Source organism: Luteithermobacter gelatinilyticus, from assembly GCF_005849285.1.
Taxonomy (GTDB): Bacteria; Pseudomonadota; Alphaproteobacteria; order Sphingomonadales; family Emcibacteraceae; genus Luteithermobacter; species Luteithermobacter gelatinilyticus.
In genome coordinates this window covers 1834733-1855526 of sequence record NZ_CP040517.1, presented here as the reverse complement: position 1 = coordinate 1855526, position 20794 = coordinate 1834733, and the positions used below count along the sequence as shown (strand labels likewise).

The 20794-nt window shown below is 54.1% G+C and carries 20 protein-coding genes; 16 read left to right on the top strand and 4 right to left on the bottom strand.

Translation table 11 applies throughout. The features are described from left to right. Window positions 1–55: 55 nt before the first annotated feature. The 9 genes from FE788_RS08390 (at window position 56) to FE788_RS08350 (ending at window position 11593) form a co-directional block, all read left to right on the top strand. Entirely contained in the window at window positions 56–1435 is a 1380-nt protein-coding gene (locus tag FE788_RS08390; protein WP_138380212.1) for a class II 3-deoxy-7-phosphoheptulonate synthase, read from the top strand. A gap of 21 nt (window positions 1436–1456) precedes the next feature. Continuing rightward, complete coding sequence (locus FE788_RS08385) at window positions 1457–3139, top strand: NAD+ synthase (RefSeq protein WP_138380211.1); 1683 nt, start codon at window positions 1457–1459, stop codon at window positions 3137–3139. 240 nt (window positions 3140–3379) lie between these two features. Continuing rightward, window positions 3380–4717 (top strand): glutamate--tRNA ligase, encoded by a 1338-nt coding sequence (gene gltX / locus FE788_RS08380; protein ID WP_138380210.1) that lies wholly within the window; start codon window positions 3380–3382, stop codon window positions 4715–4717. After that, window positions 4714–6039 carry a cysteine--tRNA ligase gene (cysS, locus tag FE788_RS08375; RefSeq protein WP_138380209.1) on the top strand — a complete coding sequence of 442 codons (1326 nt, stop codon included), beginning with the start codon at window positions 4714–4716 and terminating at the stop codon, window positions 6037–6039. Before gltX ends, cysS begins: the two co-directional genes overlap by 4 nt. A gap of 6 nt (window positions 6040–6045) precedes the next feature. Further along, window positions 6046–6768, top strand: a complete 723-nt coding sequence (locus FE788_RS08370; RefSeq protein ID WP_138380208.1) for a hypothetical protein — start codon at window positions 6046–6048, stop codon at window positions 6766–6768. A 20-nt stretch (window positions 6769–6788) separates the two neighbouring features. Further along, the gene (locus FE788_RS08365) at window positions 6789–7610 is read left to right on the top strand and encodes an RNA methyltransferase (RefSeq protein WP_138380207.1); all 822 of its coding nucleotides are present in this window, start codon (window positions 6789–6791) and stop codon (window positions 7608–7610) included. A gap of 289 nt (window positions 7611–7899) precedes the next feature. After that, complete coding sequence (rpsD, locus tag FE788_RS08360) at window positions 7900–8514, top strand: 30S ribosomal protein S4 (RefSeq protein ID WP_138380206.1); 615 nt, start codon at window positions 7900–7902, stop codon at window positions 8512–8514. Between the two features lie 181 nt (window positions 8515–8695). Further along, window positions 8696–10804: an ATP-binding protein gene (locus FE788_RS08355; RefSeq protein ID WP_138380205.1), complete on the top strand. Its 2109-nt coding sequence runs from the start codon at window positions 8696–8698 to the stop codon at window positions 10802–10804. Window positions 10805–10990: 186 nt separating this feature from the next. Beyond that, window positions 10991–11593: an antibiotic biosynthesis monooxygenase gene (locus tag FE788_RS08350; protein WP_138380204.1), complete on the top strand. Its 603-nt coding sequence runs from the start codon at window positions 10991–10993 to the stop codon at window positions 11591–11593. 116 nt (window positions 11594–11709) lie between these two features. On the opposite strand, the gene flgH is transcribed toward FE788_RS08350, so the two are convergent. From flgH to FE788_RS08330, 4 genes are read right to left on the bottom strand one after another with little or no spacing between them, the layout of a single operon-like run. Then, window positions 11710–12540 carry a flagellar basal body L-ring protein FlgH gene (gene flgH, locus FE788_RS08345; RefSeq protein ID WP_138380203.1) on the bottom strand — a complete coding sequence of 277 codons (831 nt, stop codon included), beginning with the start codon at window positions 12538–12540 and terminating at the stop codon, window positions 11710–11712. A 37-nt stretch (window positions 12541–12577) separates the two neighbouring features. Continuing rightward, complete coding sequence (gene flgA, locus FE788_RS08340) at window positions 12578–13570, bottom strand: flagellar basal body P-ring formation chaperone FlgA (protein WP_138380202.1); 993 nt, start codon at window positions 13568–13570, stop codon at window positions 12578–12580. A gap of 14 nt (window positions 13571–13584) precedes the next feature. Then, the gene (gene flgG / locus FE788_RS08335; protein ID WP_138380201.1) at window positions 13585–14370 is read right to left on the bottom strand and encodes a flagellar basal-body rod protein FlgG; all 786 of its coding nucleotides are present in this window, start codon (window positions 14368–14370) and stop codon (window positions 13585–13587) included. Between the two features lie 27 nt (window positions 14371–14397). Beyond that, complete coding sequence (locus tag FE788_RS08330; protein WP_138380200.1) at window positions 14398–15144, bottom strand: flagellar hook-basal body complex protein; 747 nt, start codon at window positions 15142–15144, stop codon at window positions 14398–14400. 420 nt (window positions 15145–15564) lie between these two features. Here FE788_RS08330 and FE788_RS08325 point away from each other — a divergent pair, with 420 nt between their 5' ends. The 7 genes from FE788_RS08325 to FE788_RS08295 all read left to right on the top strand — a co-directional run bounded on the left by FE788_RS08325 (window position 15565) and on the right by FE788_RS08295 (window position 20724). After that, a complete protein-coding gene (locus FE788_RS08325; protein WP_138380199.1) occupies window positions 15565–16089 on the top strand; it encodes a flagellar basal body-associated FliL family protein in 525 nt (174 codons plus the stop codon). Window positions 16090–16097: 8 nt separating this feature from the next. Beyond that, complete coding sequence (fliM, locus tag FE788_RS08320; protein WP_138380198.1) at window positions 16098–17183, top strand: flagellar motor switch protein FliM; 1086 nt, start codon at window positions 16098–16100, stop codon at window positions 17181–17183. Between the two features lie 4 nt (window positions 17184–17187). Further along, window positions 17188–17598 carry a DUF6468 domain-containing protein gene (locus FE788_RS08315; RefSeq protein WP_138380197.1) on the top strand — a complete coding sequence of 137 codons (411 nt, stop codon included), beginning with the start codon at window positions 17188–17190 and terminating at the stop codon, window positions 17596–17598. A 70-nt stretch (window positions 17599–17668) separates the two neighbouring features. After that, complete coding sequence (locus FE788_RS08310) at window positions 17669–18370, top strand: MotE family protein (protein ID WP_138380196.1); 702 nt, start codon at window positions 17669–17671, stop codon at window positions 18368–18370. A 100-nt stretch (window positions 18371–18470) separates the two neighbouring features. After that, a complete protein-coding gene (locus FE788_RS08305; protein WP_138380195.1) occupies window positions 18471–19112 on the top strand; it encodes a protein phosphatase CheZ in 642 nt (213 codons plus the stop codon). Window positions 19113–19217: 105 nt separating this feature from the next. Then, complete coding sequence (locus FE788_RS08300) at window positions 19218–19976, top strand: OmpA family protein (protein WP_138380194.1); 759 nt, start codon at window positions 19218–19220, stop codon at window positions 19974–19976. Next, window positions 19969–20724: an OmpA/MotB family protein gene (locus FE788_RS08295; protein WP_138380193.1), complete on the top strand. Its 756-nt coding sequence runs from the start codon at window positions 19969–19971 to the stop codon at window positions 20722–20724. Before FE788_RS08300 ends, FE788_RS08295 begins: the two co-directional genes overlap by 8 nt. Window positions 20725–20794 lie beyond the last annotated feature (70 nt).

Below are 20794 nucleotides of genomic sequence, written 5' to 3'. Positions count from 1 at the left end.
ATTAGGTGCGCAATGATGACAAAATCGTAACAGTTAAATGTGAATGGATGACGTGATGACGAAGACCTGGACACCTGACAGCTGGAGATCAAAGCCGATCCGGCAGGTTCCGGAATATCCCGATCAGGGAGAGCTTGAGGCTGTGGAAGAAGAACTGCGGAACTCTCCGCCGCTGGTGTTTGCCGGCGAGGCCCGGCGCCTGAAAAGCCAGCTTGCGGATGTGGCCGCGGGCAAGGCTTTTTTGTTGCAGGGGGGGGACTGTGCAGAAAGTTTTGCGGAATTTCACGCCAATAACATTCGCGATACATTCCGGGTTTTGATGCAGATGTCGGTGGCGCTCACTTTTGCGGCGTCCTGTCCGGTGGTAAAAGTGGGGCGTATGGCCGGCCAGTTTGCGAAACCGCGCAGTGCCGCAACGGAAGTCCAGAACGGGGTGGAATTGCCCAGCTACCGCGGCGATATCATCAACGGTATTGATTTTACACCCGAAGCCCGTATCCCGGACCCCCGGCGTATGAGCCGGGCCTACAGTCAGGCGGCGGCCACTCTGAACCTGCTCAGGGCCTTTGCCCAGGGGGGCTTTGCCAACCTGCACAAGGTGCATCAGTGGAATCTGGATTTTGTCAGCAATAGCCCCGCAGCAGAACGATATCAGGATATGGCGGACCGTATTGACGAAGCGCTCAGATTCATGGAAGCCTGTGGGGTCAATGCTGAATTGCCGCAATTCCAGGGCACGGACTTCTATGTATCCCATGAGGCATTGCTGCTGTGGTATGAAGAAGCGTTGACCCGTACCGACAGCACCACCGGGAAATGGTATGACACCTCCGGTCATATGTTGTGGATCGGAGACCGGACCCGGGTTCTGGATGAGGCGCATGTGGAGTTTCTGTCGGGTATCGAAAATCCGCTTGGTGTCAAGGTGGGACCGACCACGGATCTTGATGAATTGATACGCATCCTGGACAAGCTCAACCCGTCCAATGAAGCCGGGCGCATCACCCTGATCTGTCGTATGGGCGCGGACAAGGTGGAAGACAAACTGCCGCCGGTGATCCGGCGCATTAAGGAGGAAGGCCGCACGGTGGTGTGGTCGTCGGACCCAATGCATGGCAACACCATCAAATCCACCAGCGGATTCAAAACCCGCCCCTTTGACCGGGTATTGCAGGAAGTGCGCAGTTTCTTCAAGGTGCATAAGGGTGAAGGCACCTATGCCGGTGGTGTGCATTTTGAAATGACCGGTCAGAATGTCACCGAATGCATCGGCGGGGCGGAAGCGATTACGGATGAAAAACTGGCGGACCGGTATCACACCCATTGTGATCCGCGGCTTAACGCCAGCCAGTCTCTGGAACTGGCCTTCCTGATCGCCGAAAGCCTGAAAGAAGAACGGGATGCCCGGAATGCGGAGATGAAAAAAGTTTCTTGATCAAGGTGTTGGGTCAGGTTCATGACAAATAACTTGAAGATCGCCCTGGCGACGCTTAATCCCACTGTCGGAGATATTGAAGGCAATGCCCGGAAAATCCTCGAGGCCCGGGATAAGGCGGCGCAGGAGGGGGCAGATCTTGTTGTCTACAGTGAACTGGTACTCATCGGCTATCCGCCGGATGACCTTGTCCTCAAACCGGTTTTCCAGCGCCAGGCGATGGCTAAAGTCCGTCGTCTGGCCAAAGTCACTGGTGACGGTGGACCGGCCATGCTTATTGGCAGTTGCTGGGCTGAGGAGAATGGCCGGTTGTACAACGCCCTGATCCTGCTGGACGGGGGAGAAATCGCCGCCATACGCTACAAACATGACTTGCCCAATTACGGGGTGTTTGATGAAGTGCGGGTGTTCCGGCCCGGCCCCTTGCAGGGACCGGTGAATTTTCGCGGGGTGCGTCTGGGGGTGCTGGTCTGCGAGGACATGTGGTATCCGGAAGTGACCGAGTGTCTGGCCGAAACCGGAGCGGAACTTCTGGTGGTCAGTAACGGGTCTCCCTTTGAAACGGATAAACATCATGAACGCCTGAATCTCGCCGTGCGCCGGGTCAAGGAAAGCGGTCTGCCGCTGATTTATGTGAACCAGATAGGCGGACAGGACGAATTGGTGTTTGACGGGGGCTCTTTTGTCCTTAATGCGGATTATCATCTGGCTTTTCAGGGGCGGTGCTGGCAGGAGCAGGTGAAAGTGTTGTCCTGGAAGCGCACAGAAGCGGGCTGGGGGTGTGAAAAAAGCGACGTGCACCCTTATGGTGAAGGTTACGCGGATATTTATCAGGCCATGATGCTGGGGCTTCGGGACTATGTGGAAAAAAACCGTTTCCCCGGGGTGGTGATCGGGATGTCCGGGGGCATTGACAGTGCCTTGAGCGCCGTGGTGGCGGTGGATGCTCTGGGGGCGGAAAGGGTGCATCTGGTGATGATGCCCTCCCAATATACCAGTCAGGAAAGCTTGCTGGATGCGGCTGACTGCGCGGCCATGATCGGGGCGCGTCTTGACAATATCCCCATTGTGCCGGCCGTGGAGGCCATGGCGCAAATGTTGACCGGGGCCTTTGCCGGAACCGAACCGGACAGCACTGAAGAAAACCTGCAAAGCCGCATTCGCGGTATGACGCTGATGGCGCTCAGCAATAAGTTTGGCCACATGCTGCTGACCACCGGGAACAAGTCGGAAATGTCCGTGGGATACGCCACACTGTATGGCGATATGTGTGGCGGTTATTCCGTGCTCAAGGATATTTACAAGACGGATGTGTTCGGGCTCAGTCGCTGGCGCAACGAACATCATCCCCGCGGGGCGCGGGGACCGGCGGGCCAGGTCATTCCGGAAAATATTATTACCAAACCGCCAAGCGCGGAACTGCGGCCGGACCAGAAGGACGAGGACAGCCTACCGCCTTATGAGGTGCTGGACGATATTCTGGCATGTCTGGTGGAAAAGGAAATGGCCTTCCACGAGATTGTTGAGAAGGGCCATGATGCGGAAACGGTGGCCCGCATCGAACATCTGCTGTATGTGGCGGAATATAAACGGCGCCAGTCCCCGCCGGGGGTCAAGATCACCCGCCGCAGTTTCGGTCGGGAACGCAGGTATCCGATCACCAATGGGTACCGCAACGCCCGTTTGCGCGATCTGGATGCCTAGAGTGAATTGTACATCATTTTGACTCTGAAATTTCGAAGGGCCTAAGATACAAAGAGCCTGAGATACAAAGAGCCTGAGACACATATGATGCGCATTTTAGAGTCAGAAGACGAGAGTCAATCGCATTCCATTCGTTCCAAGTGAGCGGTTGAAAAATTCTTTGATTAAATCATAAATCCCGGTATGAGTATGATCGGAAAATGCGGCCATGACACAAAGATCAAAGGTCAGGGATAGTTTATGACGGTAAAAGTTCGTTTCGCGCCGAGCCCCACGGGCCGGCTTCATGTGGGAAACATCCGCACCGCGCTGGTGAACTGGCTGTTTGCCCGACAGCAGAAGGGCGTCTTCATGCTGCGTCTGGATGATACGGACACGGCGCGTTCCAGCGAGGAATATGTCCGGGGAATTATGGAAGATCTCACATGGCTGGGGCTAGATTGGGATGAAACAGTGCGGCAGTCGGACCGTTTTGACCGCTATCACGCGGCGGCAGAAAAGCTGAAAGCCGCCGGCCGGCTTTACCCCTGTTATGAAACGGCCCAGGAACTGGACCTTAAACGCAAGATTCAGCTGGGACAGGGCAAACCACCGGTTTACGACCGGGCAGCGCTGAACCTCACGCCGGAACAGATTAAGGCGTATGAGGCGGAAGGACGCAAGCCCCATTGGCGCTTCAGGCTGGAGCTTCCGGCCCGCATAGAATGGGACGATCTGGTGAAGGGGCATTTGAGTTTTGATCTTGCCGCAGTGAGTGATCCTATCCTGATCCGTGAGGACGGGTCTTATCTCTATACACTGCCTTCGGTGGTGGATGATATTGATTTTGGCATCACCCATATCATGCGTGGTGAGGATCACGCCACCAACAGCGCGGTTCAGGCGCAGATTTTTGAGGCCCTGGGCGGCAAGGTGCCCGCCTATGCCCATTTCTCGCTGCTCACCGGCAAGGGTGGGGAAGGGCTCTCCAAACGGCTTGGCAGCGCCAGCATCCAGGCCTATCGTGAGGAAGACGGGTACGAACCCATGGCGATCAACAGCCTGCTGGCGCGGCTGGGATCGTCGGACCCGATTGAACCGTTTTGCCGCCTGGAGCCGCTGGTGGAAAGTTTTGACTTTGGTAAATACAGCCGGTCTTCGGCGAAATTCGATCCGCATGACCTGGATGTCTTGAATGCCAAGATTTTGCACGACACCAGCTATGATGAGGTGAAAACCCGGCCGGAAATGACCGGGGTCAGTGAGGCGTTCTGGCTGACGGTGCGTCCCAATCTGAAAAAACTGCGGGATGTGAAGGAGTGGCGGGCGCTGGTAGAGGGGCCGGTTCGTCCAAAAATCGAGAACCCGGCCTTTACCGCGCGGGCGGCAGAACTGCTGCCGGAAGAAGACTGGGACGAGGGCACCTGGAAAAGTTGGACCACAGCTGTGAAAGACGCCACGGGGGCCAAGGGCAAAGCCCTGTTCCTGCCGCTCCGTCAGGCGATAACAGGGCTTGATCATGGCCCGGAAATGGGGGCGCTGTTGCCGCTTATCGGGCGGGAAAAGGTGCGCGCCCGGCTTTTGGGGGAGACGGCATGAAACTGTTCAATACGCTGACCAAAAAGAAAGAAGACTTTGTGCCGCTGGATCCGCATCATGTGAAAATGTATGTTTGCGGACCGACCGTCTATAACTACGCCCATGTGGGCAATGCGCGCCCGGTGGTGGTGTTCGATCTTCTGGCCCGGCTGTTGCGTCATGACTTTCCGAAAGTCACTTACGCCCGCAACATCACCGATATTGACGACAAGATCATCACCGCAAGCCAGGAAACGGGTGAGGATATTTCGGCCATTACCACCAAATATACCCGTATTTATGAGGAGGATATGGGGGCGCTGAATGCCGAATTACCGGACCTTAGACCCCGGGCCACCGACTATATCCCGCAGATGATTGCCATGATCGAGACCCTGATCGACAAGGGGTATGCCTATGTGGCGGATGGCCATGTGCTGTTTCATGTGCCAAGCATGGAAAATTACGGCGAACTGTCCGGCCGCAACCGCGAAGAGATGATCGCCGGTGCCCGGGTGGAGGTGGCGCCTTATAAAAAGGATGCATCCGATTTTGTCTTGTGGAAACCCAGCCGTGCCGATCAGCCTGGCTGGGACAGTCCCTGGGGACGGGGTCGGCCCGGCTGGCATCTGGAATGTTCCTGCATGATTGAAGATACCTTGGGGGAAACCATTGACATTCACGGCGGCGGACTGGATCTGATTTTTCCGCATCATGAAAATGAGATCGCCCAAAGCCGCTGTGCTCATGGCGGGGCGGCGCTGGCGCGTTACTGGGTGCATAACGGCTATCTCACGGTCGAGGGCGAAAAAATGTCCAAGTCGCTGGGCAACTTTATTACCGTGCATGAGCTTTTGGAAGAAGGCGTGCGGGGAGAGGCCATTCGCCTCGCTTTGCTCAGCGCCCATTATCGCCAGCCACTGGATTTCAGCCGCGACGGCATTGACCAGGCGAAGAAACAGCTTGACCGCTGGTACCGCCTGACCGAAGGGGTCGAAGCCACGGAAGAAGATATTCCGGAAGACTTTCTGGAGGCGCTCAGAGATGATCTTAATACCCCGAAAGCCATTGCGGTTCTGAGCGCGCTGGCGCGGGAGGGCAAGGTGAAGGAACTGAAGGCGGCGGCCAATATGTTCGGCCTGTTGCACCAGGACGACTGGTTTACCATGGCGGGGGGGGAAGACGCCATCGAGGAGGTCGAAGTCAACCGTCTGATCGAAGAGCGCGCCGAAGCCAAGAAAAACAAGGATTTTGTCACGGCTGACCGGATTCGGGACGAACTTGCGGCGCAGGGGGTGATCCTCAAGGATGGCCCGGATGGCACCACATGGGAACGGAAATAAGTCCAGATGATACAACAGATCACCATCGACAAACGGTTTCAGGGACCGCCATTTGGTGCCAATGGGGGCTATTGCATTGGCCTTGCGCTTCAGGCTTTGGGGCAGGACTATCCCATGGCGGCGGAAGTGAGCCTGTATAAACCGATCCCCATGGACGTTCCGCTCAATCTGTCCCGACAGGACGGCCTGTCCCGCCTCCATCAGGACGATACGCTTCTGGTGGAGGGAAAACCTTATGATCTTGACGCGGTGCTGAAGGACATTCCCCCGGCTGTCACTTATGAAGAGGCGTTGGCGGCGGAAAAAGCCTGTGTGTTTCCGGGCTATAATCCGTTCCGCGACTGTTATGTCTGCGGCGATAGGCGGGATCCCCGTGACGCCCCGCATTTGATGTCCGGACCGGTGGCGGGACGCAAGGACGGGCTTCTGGCTTGTGTCTGGCGGCCGTCCCTGTATCTGGCCGACGAGGGTGAAACGGTGTCCGCCTTGCAGATGGCGGCAGTGCTGGATTGTCCGTCGGCCTGGGCAATTTTTGAACCCGGTGAAAAAGCCCTGATTGGCCGGCAGCATCTGGCGCTGTTAAAAGAGGTTGCCGTGGCGCAGGATTATATTGTGATCAGTTGGCCGATCCGCCGCGACGGCCGCAAGCTGTTCTCAGGCGCGGCCATTTTTGATCATAATGGCGATTTGCTGGGGGCGGCCAAATCCACCTGGATCAGAATTGAATAAGGTGAGCAGTCAGAAAACCCATGGCAGGCACAGACCATACACAACCCGCAATCCTTCATGATAACGGTCCGGCAATTATTCTGGTGGGGCCGCAGCTTGGCGAAAATATCGGCAAGGCGGTACGCGCCATGTATAATTTCGGCCTGACCGATCTTAGACTGGTGGCGCCGCGTGATGGTTGGCCTAACCCGGCGGCCTGGCCGGCGGCGGCCGGTGCAGATGTGGTGCTGGACAATGCCCGCATTTATGCCACTACAGCCGAGGCGACCGCCGATCTGCATCATGTCTATGCCACCACGGCGCGGTCGCGGGATATGAAAAAATCCGTGATTACGCCGCGCAGATGCGCCGACCTGATGCGCCGACAGGTAAGTCAGGGGCACAAGGTTGGGGTGTTGTTTGGCCCGGAAAAGGCAGGGCTTAAAAACGAGGATGTGGCGCCTTGCGCCGCAATTGTATCGGTGCCGCTTAATCCGGCCTTTGCCAGTCTTAATCTGGCGCAGGCGGTGGTCCTGGTGGCCTATGAATGGTTTCAGGCAGGGGACGAGACGCCGGCAGAATATATTCCCGAGCTGGACACCCGGCCGGCCACGGGTGAGGAGATGCAAGGACTGTTTGATCATCTGGAAAGCGAACTGATGAAAAGCGGGTATTTGCGCCATGAGGAACGCCGGCCGGTGATGATCCGTAATCTGCGCAATATGCTGTCCCGGGCTCGTTTCACCCATCAGGAGGTCAGCACCCTCCGGGGCGTGATCCGCGCACTCGCCACCATGGGAGGGGCGGGCTGGCAACAGGAAAAAGCGGCGCGGGAAACAGACGGAAATCCCGAAAAGGAATAAAACAAGGCGCCGCGGCTTTCTTCGGGGTATGATCCATCATGACGCACATGGCAATGGCGCGCCCTTTAATTTTCGGGGCGTTGTGGAATTTTCGGGGCGTTGTGGCATAAAAAACCAGGTTTCCAGGCTTTTTTATTGACAGGTTTCTTCAGTTGCGTATAGTCCGGCCAATGCGAATGACCCGGGGGAAGGTCCCGGGTTGCATAATCCGTTTTCTGAAATGTCTTAGATAGTTGGAAAACCGGGTTATGGCGCTGACTTTTAACTCTTAACAGAAGCGATTCGAAAGATGACAAAACGTATTCAGGCCAAATATAAAATTGACCGCCGGATGGGTGAAAACATCTGGGGACGTCCGAAATCTCCCGTCAATTCCCGTGAATATGGTCCGGGCCAGCATGGTCAGAACCGGCGTGGCAAACTGTCCGACTTCGGCATCCAGCTGCGCGCCAAGCAGAAGCTGAAAGGGTATTACGGTAATATTACGGAAAAACAGTTCAAACGCATTTATAAAGAAGCCGACCGTCGGCGCGGCGATACCGGGGAAATCCTGGTCGGCCTGCTGGAGCGGCGTCTGGACGCGGTGGTCTACCGGGCCAAATTTGTGCCGACTGTTTTTGCGGCTCGTCAGTTCGTGAACCATGGCCATGTGCTGGTGAACGGCAAAAAAGTGAATATTCCCAGCTATCAGGTTAAACCCGGCGACGTGATCGAAATTCGGGAAAAGTCCCGCAACATTCCGATGGTGCTTCAGGCCCAGGAGTCTGCCGAGCGTGACATTCCGGATTATATTCAGGTGGAGGACCCGTGCAAGGTGACCTTCCTGCGTCAGCCGGCACTGGATGAAATTCCCTATCCTGTGCAGATGGAACCGAACCTGATTGTCGAGTTCTACTCCCGCTAAGTAAGATATTTTCTTCTGGGAAAAGCCGCTCCTTTGAGCGGCTTTTTTGTTGTGGTATAAGGGCAGGACATTCCGGCGATTTTTCTGTCTTCCGGTTGCACGTATTATCGGAAATTTAAGAAAAACGAAATAGCGTATCCCGAGCAATATCCCTGAGGAATATCTATGGGAGTCGACCCGTTTGTCTAGGACCGTTGCCACAGTGCAAGATCATTATCCGGAAACGTCATATCTTAAGGATGTGACGCCACATGATCTGCGGCGCGCTTTTCAAATCGAGCAGGTGGGGCTTCTTTACAAACATATTGTGCTGATTGCGTTCAGCAATATCCTGATTGCCACTTTCCTGTTTCTGGCTATGCACAAGCCGCCTTTCGAAAAATATATGGAATTATGGTATGCGGGGGTGTATCTGGTCAGCGCCTATCGTTTTCTGTCATGGTACAGTTTCAGGAAAAGCGATTGGGAAAAGTCTCCGGGCAAATGGCTGAGGATTTTTTTGTCCGGAACCTTCCTCATGGGGCTCGTCTGGGCCAGTACTGTGGGGCTGTTGTTTCAGGCCACTCAGTATGAAGATATTCTGATTATTGTTTTTGTCATATCCGGGATGACGGCGGGGGCGCTTGTATCCTCGGCTTCTTATGTTAAGGCGTATACGGCCTTCAATCTGCCGCCATTGATGGCGTTGATTCTGTATCTGGTTGTCGCGGGACACACCGAAATGGCCAGCATGGTGTCGTTTTATACGATTTTCGTCAATATTCTCGCCCGCAGTATTGAAAACAATATCCGCCATTCCGTGAAACTGAAGATCCTGAACCAGATTCTGGCGGACGAAGCCCTCAAAGGCAAGGCGTTGGCCGAAGCGCATGAGAAGGAACTAAAAAAACATATTGCTGAACTGAAAGCCACACAAAAACAGCTTAGCGCCAAACAGGCGGCTTATGAGAAGGTGTTTGAGGAGAATCTCCGCTCCCGCTTTGAGGCGGAAAAGGCCAATAAGGCCAAGACTGATTTCCTGGCCGCCATGAGCCATGAAATCCGCACGCCTATGAACGGCATGCTGGGCATGATTTCCTTGCTGCTGGATACGGACATGACCCGCCAGCAACGGGAATATCTTAAAACGGCGCGGGATTCCGGCCTTTCCCTGCTGCGGATGCTGAATGATCTTCTGGACCTGACCAAAATCGAAGCGGGGAAGATTGAGCTGGAGTCCATAGAATTCAGCCTGCGGAAGGCGCTGGAGGGCATTTCCAATCTGTGGGAACCGAAAATCCGGGAAAAGGGGCTAACCTTTAAGGTGCTGATTGACGACCAGCTTGAGGATATCTGGAAGGGTGACCCGGTTCGCCTGCGGCAGTTATTGCATAACCTGATCAGCAATGCCCTGAAATTTACCGAAAAAGGCAGCATTCTGGTTCGGGTGACTTTGTTGTCAGAAAATAAAGAATATGGACTGTTGCGTTTCGAAGTTCAGGACACGGGCATCGGGTTTGATGTGGAAAAGAAACACTTTCTGTTTGACAAGTTCAATCAGGCGGATGCGTCCACGACCCGGAAATATGGCGGTACGGGATTGGGGCTGTCTATTTGCCGGGAACTGGTGGAATTGATGGATGGGGAGATAGATGTGACCAGCGTTCCTGGCAAGGGAACAAATTTCTGGTTTACGCTCCGTCTTGCCAAAACGCCGCAGACAAAGATTATCAAAGCCTCTGGATATGGGGCCAATAAGGACATTGGGAAAAAAATACGGCTTGTGGCAGAGGCGCCGGTTTCCATTTTGATTGCCGAGGACAACAGCATTAACAGAGCCGTGATTGAATCCATGTTGAAGGTGCCGAAGGTTCGTCTCCATTATGCGACGAACGGGCATGAGGCGGTGAGAGCTTTGCACCAGGAACAGGTTGATCTTGTGCTGATGGATATTCACATGCCCGAGATGGATGGGGTGGAGGCGGTGCGCGCCATCCGGACGATGGACGGGGAAAACAGAGACGTGCCGATCATTGCTTTGACGGCGAACGCCATGGCCGGGGACCGTGATGTGTATCTGAAGGCTGGCATGAACGGTTATGTCAGTAAGCCGGTTGATCTTCCCAAATTATATGAGGCGATTACCGCCCAGGTGGATAGGTTGAAAATTGTTTACCTGGAAAAAAATACGTCTTCGCCTGACCTTAAGCCCGAAAAGGCAGAAACGGTTCAGAATTCTCTGGAAGACTTTGTCAAAAGCCTTGAAGAAAAAAATATAACAGGGAAAGACATAGGCGGGGGCTCTCGATGACGTTTCCCCCTGTGCCGTCATAGCCGCTTTCCTTTTAATAGGGTGGCGGTTTTTTTGCTTGTGGTCGGCGTATTTGATCTGCCATTTGATCTGCATTGAGTGCATAGCAGACTGCCGTAACACGCATCTGGTCTTTCCTGTGTGCATGGCTTACCTTTTTATAAGACAAGTCTTAAAGGTCGGAATATGTACGCAGAAGCACTCAAAACCCCTGAAATTTGCCCCGAGCAGGACAATGAACCGGTGACGGTCACCATTTCCCGCAAGGTCAAGCCCGGGCGGGAAAAGGCGTATGAGCGCTGGGCGAAGGAGGTGTCCCTGGCGGCCCGGGAGTTTATGGGCCATCAGAATTTAAGCATTTTCCGCCCCAGTGTGACCACCGGCGGCCGTTATGTTTTTATGCTGCATTTCGACAGCCATGAACATCAGCAGGCCTGGGAACAATCCCCGGTGCGCGCCGCGTTTCTGCAACGCCTTAGGGATGAGGACCTTGTGGAAGGGGAAACGGAAATCGCCAAAGCCACGGGCTTTGAGTTCTGGTTTCCTTATGCGGAAGTGCCCGAAGCGGCACCGCCGCCGCGCTGGAAAATGGTGGTGATTATGATTCCCACAGTTGTTGCTCTGGTATTGCTGGTCAACACGCTGCTGGCGCCGCTGGCCGGTCACTGGCCGGTAGAGGTCAAGATTGTCGTGCAGTGTGTTTTCCAGATTCTGTTGATGACCTACGTGATCATGCCCCGGCTCACCACCCTGTTTAAAGGCTGGCTTTATCCGCAAAAGTCATCCTGAAGCCGTTCTTGTACGATACAAAAAAGGCCGCCCTTTTCTGGGGCGGCCTTTTTGGCGATGAAATATGCTGAAGCTCAGCAGACACAAATATTTTCTTGCCCTATTCACAATTCACTCTAGAAGGGAAACAGAATGTCAAACAGTTGTGTGCCGTAGCGGGGTTGTTGCACATCGGTCAACTGTCCCCGACCGCCATAGGAAATCCGGGCCTCGGCAATCTGGGTGTGCTGGATGGTGTTGGTGGAACTGATGTCTTCCGGCCGAACCACCCCCATAATGGTCAGTTCGCGCACTTCAAAATTTACCCGCACCTCCTGACGGCCCTGGATGACGAGGTTGCCATTGGGCAAGATCTGGGTCACGACCGCCGCCACGGTGAGCTTGATTTCTTCCTTGCGATCCACGGTGCCGGAACCGGAGTTGCTGGTGGTGCTGCCCATGTCCACCAGCGAGGCCGGATCGACCGCATCGGGTAGAACGTCGCCAAGCTTGCTTTCCAGGCCCAGGAAATTGGTTGAGTTGGCCTTGTCCGAATTGGTTCGTTTGCGGGTTGTGCTGTTATTGATGGTGGCTTCGTCATTAATGGTGATGTTGACGGTCAGGATGTCACCGATCTGGCTGGCTCGCTGGTCTTTGAAGAAATGTTTGGCACCGATCTTCCACAGGGAATTGTTTCTGTTGGCGTTGGGGTGCGATGTGGCGGCATAGGGGGCCGGGGGGTGGCGGTAGACCACCACCTGTTTTTCCGGCGGTGCATTTTGTGGCACCACGGAATCTGCCTCAATAGGGGCCAGGTCCGGGGCCTTGCCGATGCTGGCGATACGGTCCACGGCACCACAGCCCGCCAGGGCGAAGCTGGACAACAGCATCAAGGCGCCCCGCGCAAAAATTCTCTTCCGGTACGGCCCGGAATATGATCCGCAAATTTTCACAAGACTTTTCAACATCAGAATTTCCTTCATCTTCCGGTTTTATGGTCCGGTCTTATTTTCCGGTCAGCGCCGCCAGATTGCTGCCCGCCGCAATGACATGAACTTCGGCAGGCCCGGTCACAACGGCGTCGATTGTTTTGCGGGAGGCGGTATTCATCACCTGAATCACATCGCCCTTGCCACCGCTTTCAATGGCTTTTCCCAAAACAGTTAAGGTCATTTTGGCGGTGGCATAGGTGATGTTCACCAATTTGCCCCGCTCGACAATTTCCGGGCGCTTGAGGTCGGAAACCCGAATCATGTTTTCAGCCTTGAGCGGCCGCCGCGGGGTCATGCCGATCAGATCATCCAGGCTGGTCACCACATTCTTGCGCACCATGATGGCTGGCACGGTAATCCAGGTGATATCCCGACGGGTGATCGGCGCGCCGGGATGAACGGCGTTGCGCAGGGCCGGAACACGAGTGACTTCTTCCAGCCGGCCATGAAGGCGGGTTTCACGATAGGTGTTGTTGCCCGCGGGGTATTCGATAACGGCGGTAAATTTGCCACTGCCGCCGTCAATGTCCAGCCGGCTGAGACGCAGATCCTGGATGTCATAACCCAGCGGCAGGACAATTTTCTGCCCCATGCCATACAGGCTGACCTGGCGGTTGCGGTCCGCATGCTGGCGGATGACTTGCTCCTGGATCAGGGTTTTGAGTTCGGCCGGCTCCACAAGCGTGCCGGTCCGGGTGACCACAACCTGCCGCACAGCGCGGGGGTTGCGCCAGTAAATGCCGTGCTGGCGGGTTAATTGCACAAGATAGCTGGCGGGGACATAGGTTTTGCGGCCCGGCAGAGGGGCGTCCATCACCCAGAGGTTCTGTTTTTGATCAAGGTTATCGAACAGATCCCCCAGGGTGATGACATTGTCATCGACCTGGGCTTCGGATTTGATTTCGGCAATGTCCGCCCTCGCCGAATAAGCCGGAGCTGCGGGAAACCCGGTCATCCAGACCAGGGTACACAGGAGGCCGGCGCAGATATATTTAATTCGGGTCATGGCGTGTTTTACCCTTATCTCAGATTTGATGTGACGCTCATCATTTCATCGGCGGAGCTGATCACCTTGGAATTCATTTCATACGCCCGCTGGGCGGTGATCAGGGAGGTGATCTCGCTCACCGAGTTGACGTTGGAGGTTTCCAGAAACCCTTGGATAATGGCCCCGAAACCGGCTTCATTGGGGGTGCCCACATTGGCGGCGCCGGAGGCCGGCGTTTCCAGGAACAGATTCTGCCCCGTGGCTTCAAGACCGGCCGGGTTCGGGAATATGGCCAGTTCCAGCTGTCCGACCACCTGTGGGTCGATCTGTCCGGCCAGTTTGACCTGAACCTCGCCTTCAGGGTTGATGGAAATGTCAATGGCGTCCTGCGGGATGGTAATGCCGGGGGAGACCACATACCCCTCGGGGGTGACCAGTTGGCCCTGAGGGCTTAGCTGAAAAGAACCGGCCCGGGTATAGGCATCCTGGCCATCGGGCAGCTGGATGCGGAAATAACCGCTGCCGTTGATGGCCATGTCAAAAGGGGTGTCGGTGTTGACCAGTTCGCCCTGTTCGGTAATGCGGTATACGCCGCCGGCCTTCACGCCCACACCGATCTGAATCCCGCTGGGCACAATATTCCCGGCATTGGAAGAGGCGGCGCCCACCCGTTCGATATTCTGATACAGAAGATCCTGAAACTCTGCCCGCTGACGTTTAAAGCCTGTGGTGTTCATATTGGCGATGTTGTTGGAAATAACTTCCACATTAAGCTGCTGGGCCAACATGCCGGTTGCTGCGATACTGAGTGCTTTCATGATCTTTTTCCTGTTTTCTGATCCCTGTTAGCCAAGTCGTGTCAGCCGGTTGATGGCCTGATTCTGGGAATTCTGGACATCCTCGATCATCTTGGCCATCTGGATATAGGAGCGGGTGACATTGATCATTTTGGTAATTTCCACAATCGGCTGGACATTGGAGCTTTCGGTTACCCCCTGAAGCAGCCGGGAATCGGGGTCTTCAATGGGGGGTTGATCGGTGATGAACAAGTTATCCCCGATTTTGTTCAATTTTGATGTGTCCTCAAAGGTCACCATGGCCAGTTTGCCGATGATACCGTTTTCCTTGGACCAGATGGTCCCATCATTGGCAAATTCGATTCCGCTGAAATAGGCCGGGGAGGGAAGCTGAATGGTATTGTCGTCCGCATCGAGGATGGGTTGTCCGGTGGACAGGACAATGGTGCCGTCTTCGGCCAGGGCCAGCCGGCCATTGCGGGTATAGGCGATGTCACCGTTGTCCCGCTGTACCTTGAACAGGCCCTTACCGCTGATGGCGACGTCAAAGGGATTCCCTGTGGTCTGGTATTCCCCATCACTCATTTCGCGGGAAATTCCATAATCCTGGACAAAGGCCACATTACGCAGGGAGTGGGGTAATGCCCCTTTTACGTCATTGACATATTCGCGGAACATCACCGATTCCCTTTTGAAAGCGGTGGTGTTCATATTGGCAACATTGTTGGCGATAATATCCATCTGTCGGCGCATGGCGACCTGATGGGATAAAGCAACATAAATATTTGTGTCCATGTCTTGGCTCCTTCTAGCCAGTCACCTGTTTCGCCGTTTTACATGCAGGGAGTGTGCCAGATTCTTTTATCTATATAAAACAAAGGGATAGGGTGTTTATGGGCGAGGATCCCAGGAGAATTGGCAGAGTTTGCCGGGCAGGAATTTCCTCATTTATGGTTGTGGCATGGTTTTGGGGAGAACATATCTTTGTTGCAATCCGGATTACTTGCTGGCCGGGGCACTTGCTGGTATGTTAGACACACGGCGTTAACCATAATGTGTTAGCCATATGCGCAAGGGACGAAGCAGCGGAAAAAAGCGGTCAAGTCCCGATAGGGGCATATCCTGGGACATATCCTAACGAGTTATTAACTATCGAACGATAAGTTGGGCAAAAGCACTATATTCTGCAGATCTTTAAGGGACGTCAAATAGCGCATGAGTGATGAAATAAATGATGAAGACCTTGCCGAGGGGCTGGAACGAAAGAAAATCAGCGGCAAGAAGATCGTGCTGTTTATTGTTTTGCCGGCGCTGCTTCTTCTGGGGGGGGGAAGCCTTGCTCTGATGCTGCTTGGCGGTGAAGATGGCAATGATGCTGCGGCCGGGGAAGAGCAAGCGGCCCTGGCGGCGGCGAAAGCCAACGAACCCACAGAATTGCTGTTTCTTGATCTGGATCCTATGCTGGTTAATCTGAATACCGCAGGGGGGAAGCCGAGCTATCTTAAGCTGACCATTTCTCTTGAAGTGGACAAACAAAGCTCACTGGAGGATTTGCAGCAGAAACTGCCCCGGATCATTGATAATTTTCAGGTTTATCTGAGGGAATTGCGGGTTGAGGATCTGAACGGATCGGCGGGCATGTTCCGCCTCAAGGAAGAGTTGCTGATCCGAGTCAATGAAGCCGTATACCCCACTCGCGTTCATGACGTGCTTTTTAAGGAAATTCTGATCAACGGATAGCTGAAGTCATGGCTGAAGACGAGATTGACAATGATGCCGTTGCCGCCGAATGGGAGGCGATGGCCGCCGCGGAAGCCGGCGAAGATGGCTTTGATGATGACGAGACAGATATGGCTGCCGCCATGGGGGCGGACCGGGTTCTGGATCAGGATGAGATCGACAGTCTTCTCGGCTTTGACGGCGACGACGATGATGACACCACAAAATCCGGTATTCAGGCGCTGATCAACAGCGGTCTTGTGGCCTATGAACGCCTGCCCATGCTGGACATCATTTTTGACCGCTATGTGCGGATGATGTCTACGTCGCTCAGGAATTTTACGTCGGACAATTTCGAGGTGTCCATCGATAACATGACTTCGATCCGGTTTGGAGATTATCTGAACTCCATTCCACTGCCGGCGATGCTGGCGGTTTTCAAAGCCAAGGAATGGGATAATTACGGCCTGATCACCATTGACAGCAATCTGATCTATTCCGTGGTGGATGCCCTGCTGGGGGGGCGGCGGGGGACGGCGCCCATGCGGATCGAAGGGCGGCCCTACACCACCATTGAGCATACGCTGGTGGAACAGATGCTGCAGGTGATACTCAAAGACCTGTGCGCGGCTTTTGAGCCGTTGAGCGCGGTAACGTTTACGCTTGACCGGTTGGAAACCAACCCGCGTTTTGCCACCATTGCCCAACCCAGCAATGCGGCGTTGTTGATTAAAATGCGGGCGGATATGGAAGACCGGGGCGGCCGTCTGGAAATGGTGCTACCCTATGCCACCATTGAACCCGTGCGCGAACTGCTGTTACAGCGTTATATGGGGGAGAAATTCGGCCGGGATACCATCTGGGAAAATCACTTGGCCAGCGAACTTTTGCAGACCGATGTGTCTTTGGAAGCCGTTCTGGACGAACAAACCATGACCCTGGGCGAGGTTCTGGGCCTGGAAGTCGGGCAGACACTTCTATTGAATGCCGTCCCGGACGGGGATATTGACATCCGCTGTTCCGGTGTGCCGATGATGCGTGGCAAGATTGGGCGCATGGGGCGGTATGTAGCGGTCAAAATTCATCAGATCAAACGCCATATGGCAGGAGGATAAGAAGATGGGGCTGGAACTGGTCATTGATGCCGCGGTGCTGTTACTTCTGGCCGTACTGATCGTCTACAGCGTTATCCTCAACAATCGTCTGAAAAGATTTCGGGGCGCCCAGCAGGAAATGGCAGCGGTAGTGCGCCAGCTTAATGAGACCACGGCCCGGGCCCAGGAAAGCATCGCCACCCTTAAATCTTCCTTTGGCGAGGAGGAAGCCCGTCTGAGTGAACTTTTGGGTAAGGCGCGACGTATTGCAGATGAACTGTCGGTGATGACCGATGTGGGCACGGCGCTGGCGGACCGTTTGGAGCAGGGGCTGGCTCAGGGACGTACGGCCGTGGATCAGATGCAGGAACCGGAAGAAGAGAAAAACCCAAAACCGGAAAATGACATTCTGAAAACATTAAGAAATGTTCGTTAACTTGCCAGAGAGCATATAGCAAGAGCATATAGCGAGAGCATATCGCGGGAACGGAAGGAAAAACTTTAAGATGCGTGGGTTCAGATTGTTGCCTTTGATGATTGTGGTTCTGGTGATGTTTTTTGGCATCCGGGTCTATGACCTTGCCGTGGGCATCGAAACGTCGATGGCCCAGGATGCTGAGAATGTTGAACCGCAGGCCGGTACCCTTGAGGCAGTAACACCCACAGCCGGGGACCAGACTGCGTCGAGTGAAACTCAACTCCCCCCCACAGAAAACACATCGTCCCCGGCTGAGGCCGCAACGGGCGGGGCTGTGGACGCGATAACAGATGAGGCGGGCTATCCTGCTGTCTGGAGCCGCTCCGAAGTTCAGATTTTGCAGGATCTTGCCGAACGACGTGAAGAGCTTGAACGCCGGTCCCGGGAGCTGGATATGCGGGAGAAGCTGTTGAAGGCTACAGAAAACCGCATTGATGAAAAAATCGCGTCCCTGAAAAAAATTGAAAGCCGCATCGAAGGGTTGCTGAAAATTCATGATGAACGCGAGCAGGCCCAGCTCGATATGCTTGTGAAAACATATTCGTCCATGAAGTCCAAGGATGCAGCGCGCATCTTTGATAAACTGGATATGGATATTCTGATCCGTATTGTGGAAAAAATGAAAGAAAAGAATGTGGGCGCTATCCTGTCCGATATGTCGCCGGAAATTGCAAAAAAACTGACAACAGAGCTGGCGACCCGACGGCAACTTCCCGACATAGAGGGGTAGGCCTTAAGTCCAAAACCGCAGATTTAACCGGCTATTAAGAACTCCTTGTTAGGCTACAGGGATAAAAAATCCTCAATCAGCAAGGAGCAAGGGGAAAGTTATGTGTTCCAATATCGTCGCCCTTGAAGAGCGGATTGACAGTATCCGTAAGAAATTCGGTGATCAGGTGCCGGTCAGGGATGTTACCAAAATTGTCGGGGAGGTCATGGGGAGCTTTGAAGGAGATGTCGCCCTCATTGACATCCATTTTCAGGATGAACTCCGGGAACTTCTGGATTTTATTGAAAAGGCCAAGATCGACATTTCGCAAATCCGCCCCAAGCATCTGAGCGAAAATAAAATCCCCGAGGCTTCCGACCAACTGGATGAAGTGGTGAATGCCACGGAAGAGGCCGCTTCCAGCATCATGGATGCGGCGGAAGAGATCGGCGAACTGGCCGCTGGGGCAAAAGGGGAACTGGCAGAAAGGCTAGAAGCCATTTCGACCAAAATCTTTGAGGCGTCCAGCTTTCAGGATATTACGGGACAGCGCGTCAGCAGGGTGGTCAATACCCTTAAGCATCTTGAAGAAAAACTTGCGGAACTGGCTCGCGCCATTGGTGATACGGAACTGCCGGAAGAGTGCCCTGTTGATAAAGTACCAGAAGAAATGGACCACGACGAACTGTTGCACGGCCCACAATTGTCGCATGAGGCCAATGACCAAGATGCGATTGATGCGTTACTGGCGAGCTTTGATTGATTGTGAGGGCAATATTGTATAGGCTGGCTGCACTTATGGTTAACGGGCCGGTTGACATCAATGACGCCTGTTTTATGAATGGTGAAAATCAGGTAGTCCCCCGATATGGATAAAAACTTTCGACTTCCTGGATATACCGAAAACCTTCCGGGGTCTTCTGAAAACAATGACACCTCTAAGGGGGCTTCGGACCAGACAACAGGGATCTTTGTATCCCTGTATCTGATTGTGCTGGCCTTTTTTATGGTGATGAATTCGATTTCCAACCAGGAAGAAAACCGGGTGGCGGCCGCGACGGAGAGTGTGACCCGGGCTTTCAAAAATCCATTCGAGCCGGAGGCGGATTTTGTCGACGTGACCTCTGATCCTGAGGCGCAAACTCCCAACGATGAATTTTATGCCCAGATTCAGGGGGTGTTTGCCTCGCTTGTTGGTTTTGAAGGCAAGTTTCCGACCCAGGGCGGCCATATCATTGTGGTCAAATTTGAGGCCAATGACCTTTTTGAGCGCGGGACGGCACAGTTCCGCTTGGATCAGCAGAACTTCCTTAATCAGTTGGCGGCTTTCTTGAAAGGTGGGCGGACCGCTGAGCGACGGGAAATTGATTTTCTTGTCTATACCGGTCGCGATTTGCCCCAGGGACCGAAATACTGGGAAGATCTGCATATTCTCCGGGCTGGCGCTATAGTCCATCGGTTAAAAAATATGGGGGTGCCTGAGGAACAAATTTCAACAGGCGTTGTACAGGGAGACAAGAACAAAGTCGAAATCACCTTTTATAACCGGGAGAGACTCTCTTCGATTCAAAGCCTGGAAAGGCAGGAAGAGCCTTTTTTCCCCGTAGGAGGGGGGCGGAATGATTGAGAAGGGGGTGAACGTCAGCCGCAAAAAAGTGGCCAGCAGCTGGATGATTGTTTTTGCTGACCTTCTGGCGCTGTTGCTCACCTTTTTTGTGTTGATGTTTTCCATGAATTCGGTCCAGGTGTCCAAATGGAAGGCTGTGGTGGAATCACTGAGCGAACAGTTGAATCCTGAACGGGCGAAAATTGACGATACGGATTGGCAAAAGGTGGAAACGGCGCTTGTGCACAAGGAACCGGCCCTGAGCCTAATGTATCTGAAAAAGGTTTTTGAAGACAAACTGCAATATGACCCCTTGCTGAAACGCAGTACGGTAACGGTTCTGGATGATCGTCTGGCCATATCCGTGCCCACAGACATGATTTTTGAAAAAGGCAGCTCGGAATTGCCCTCGGAAGCCTATCGGGCGCTGCTGGAGCTGGGCGGGGCACTACGCAACATTCCCAACAAAATTGTCGTGGTTGGGCATACGGATCTTGAACCAACCACGGGGGTGCGCTATCCCACCAACTGGGAATTGTCGTTGGTGCGGGCCATTGCCGTGGCACGCATTATCCGTCAGGCCGGGTATCCCGAGGCAATTGAAGCCTATGGCAACGGTCCGTCACGGTTTAAGGAACTTGATCCTGAAATTCCCTTGCATGAACGATATGTTCTGGCGCGGCGGGTGGATATTGTCGTTCATAAGGAAGACCGGCATAAGGAAGACCGGCATAAGGAAGACCGGCATAAGGAAGACCGGGCTGAATAACTGCTGAGTGAACGGGGTGTGTGTAAGAAAACATGATGGTGTGCGGGCATTATTTCCAGAAAAAGACGAA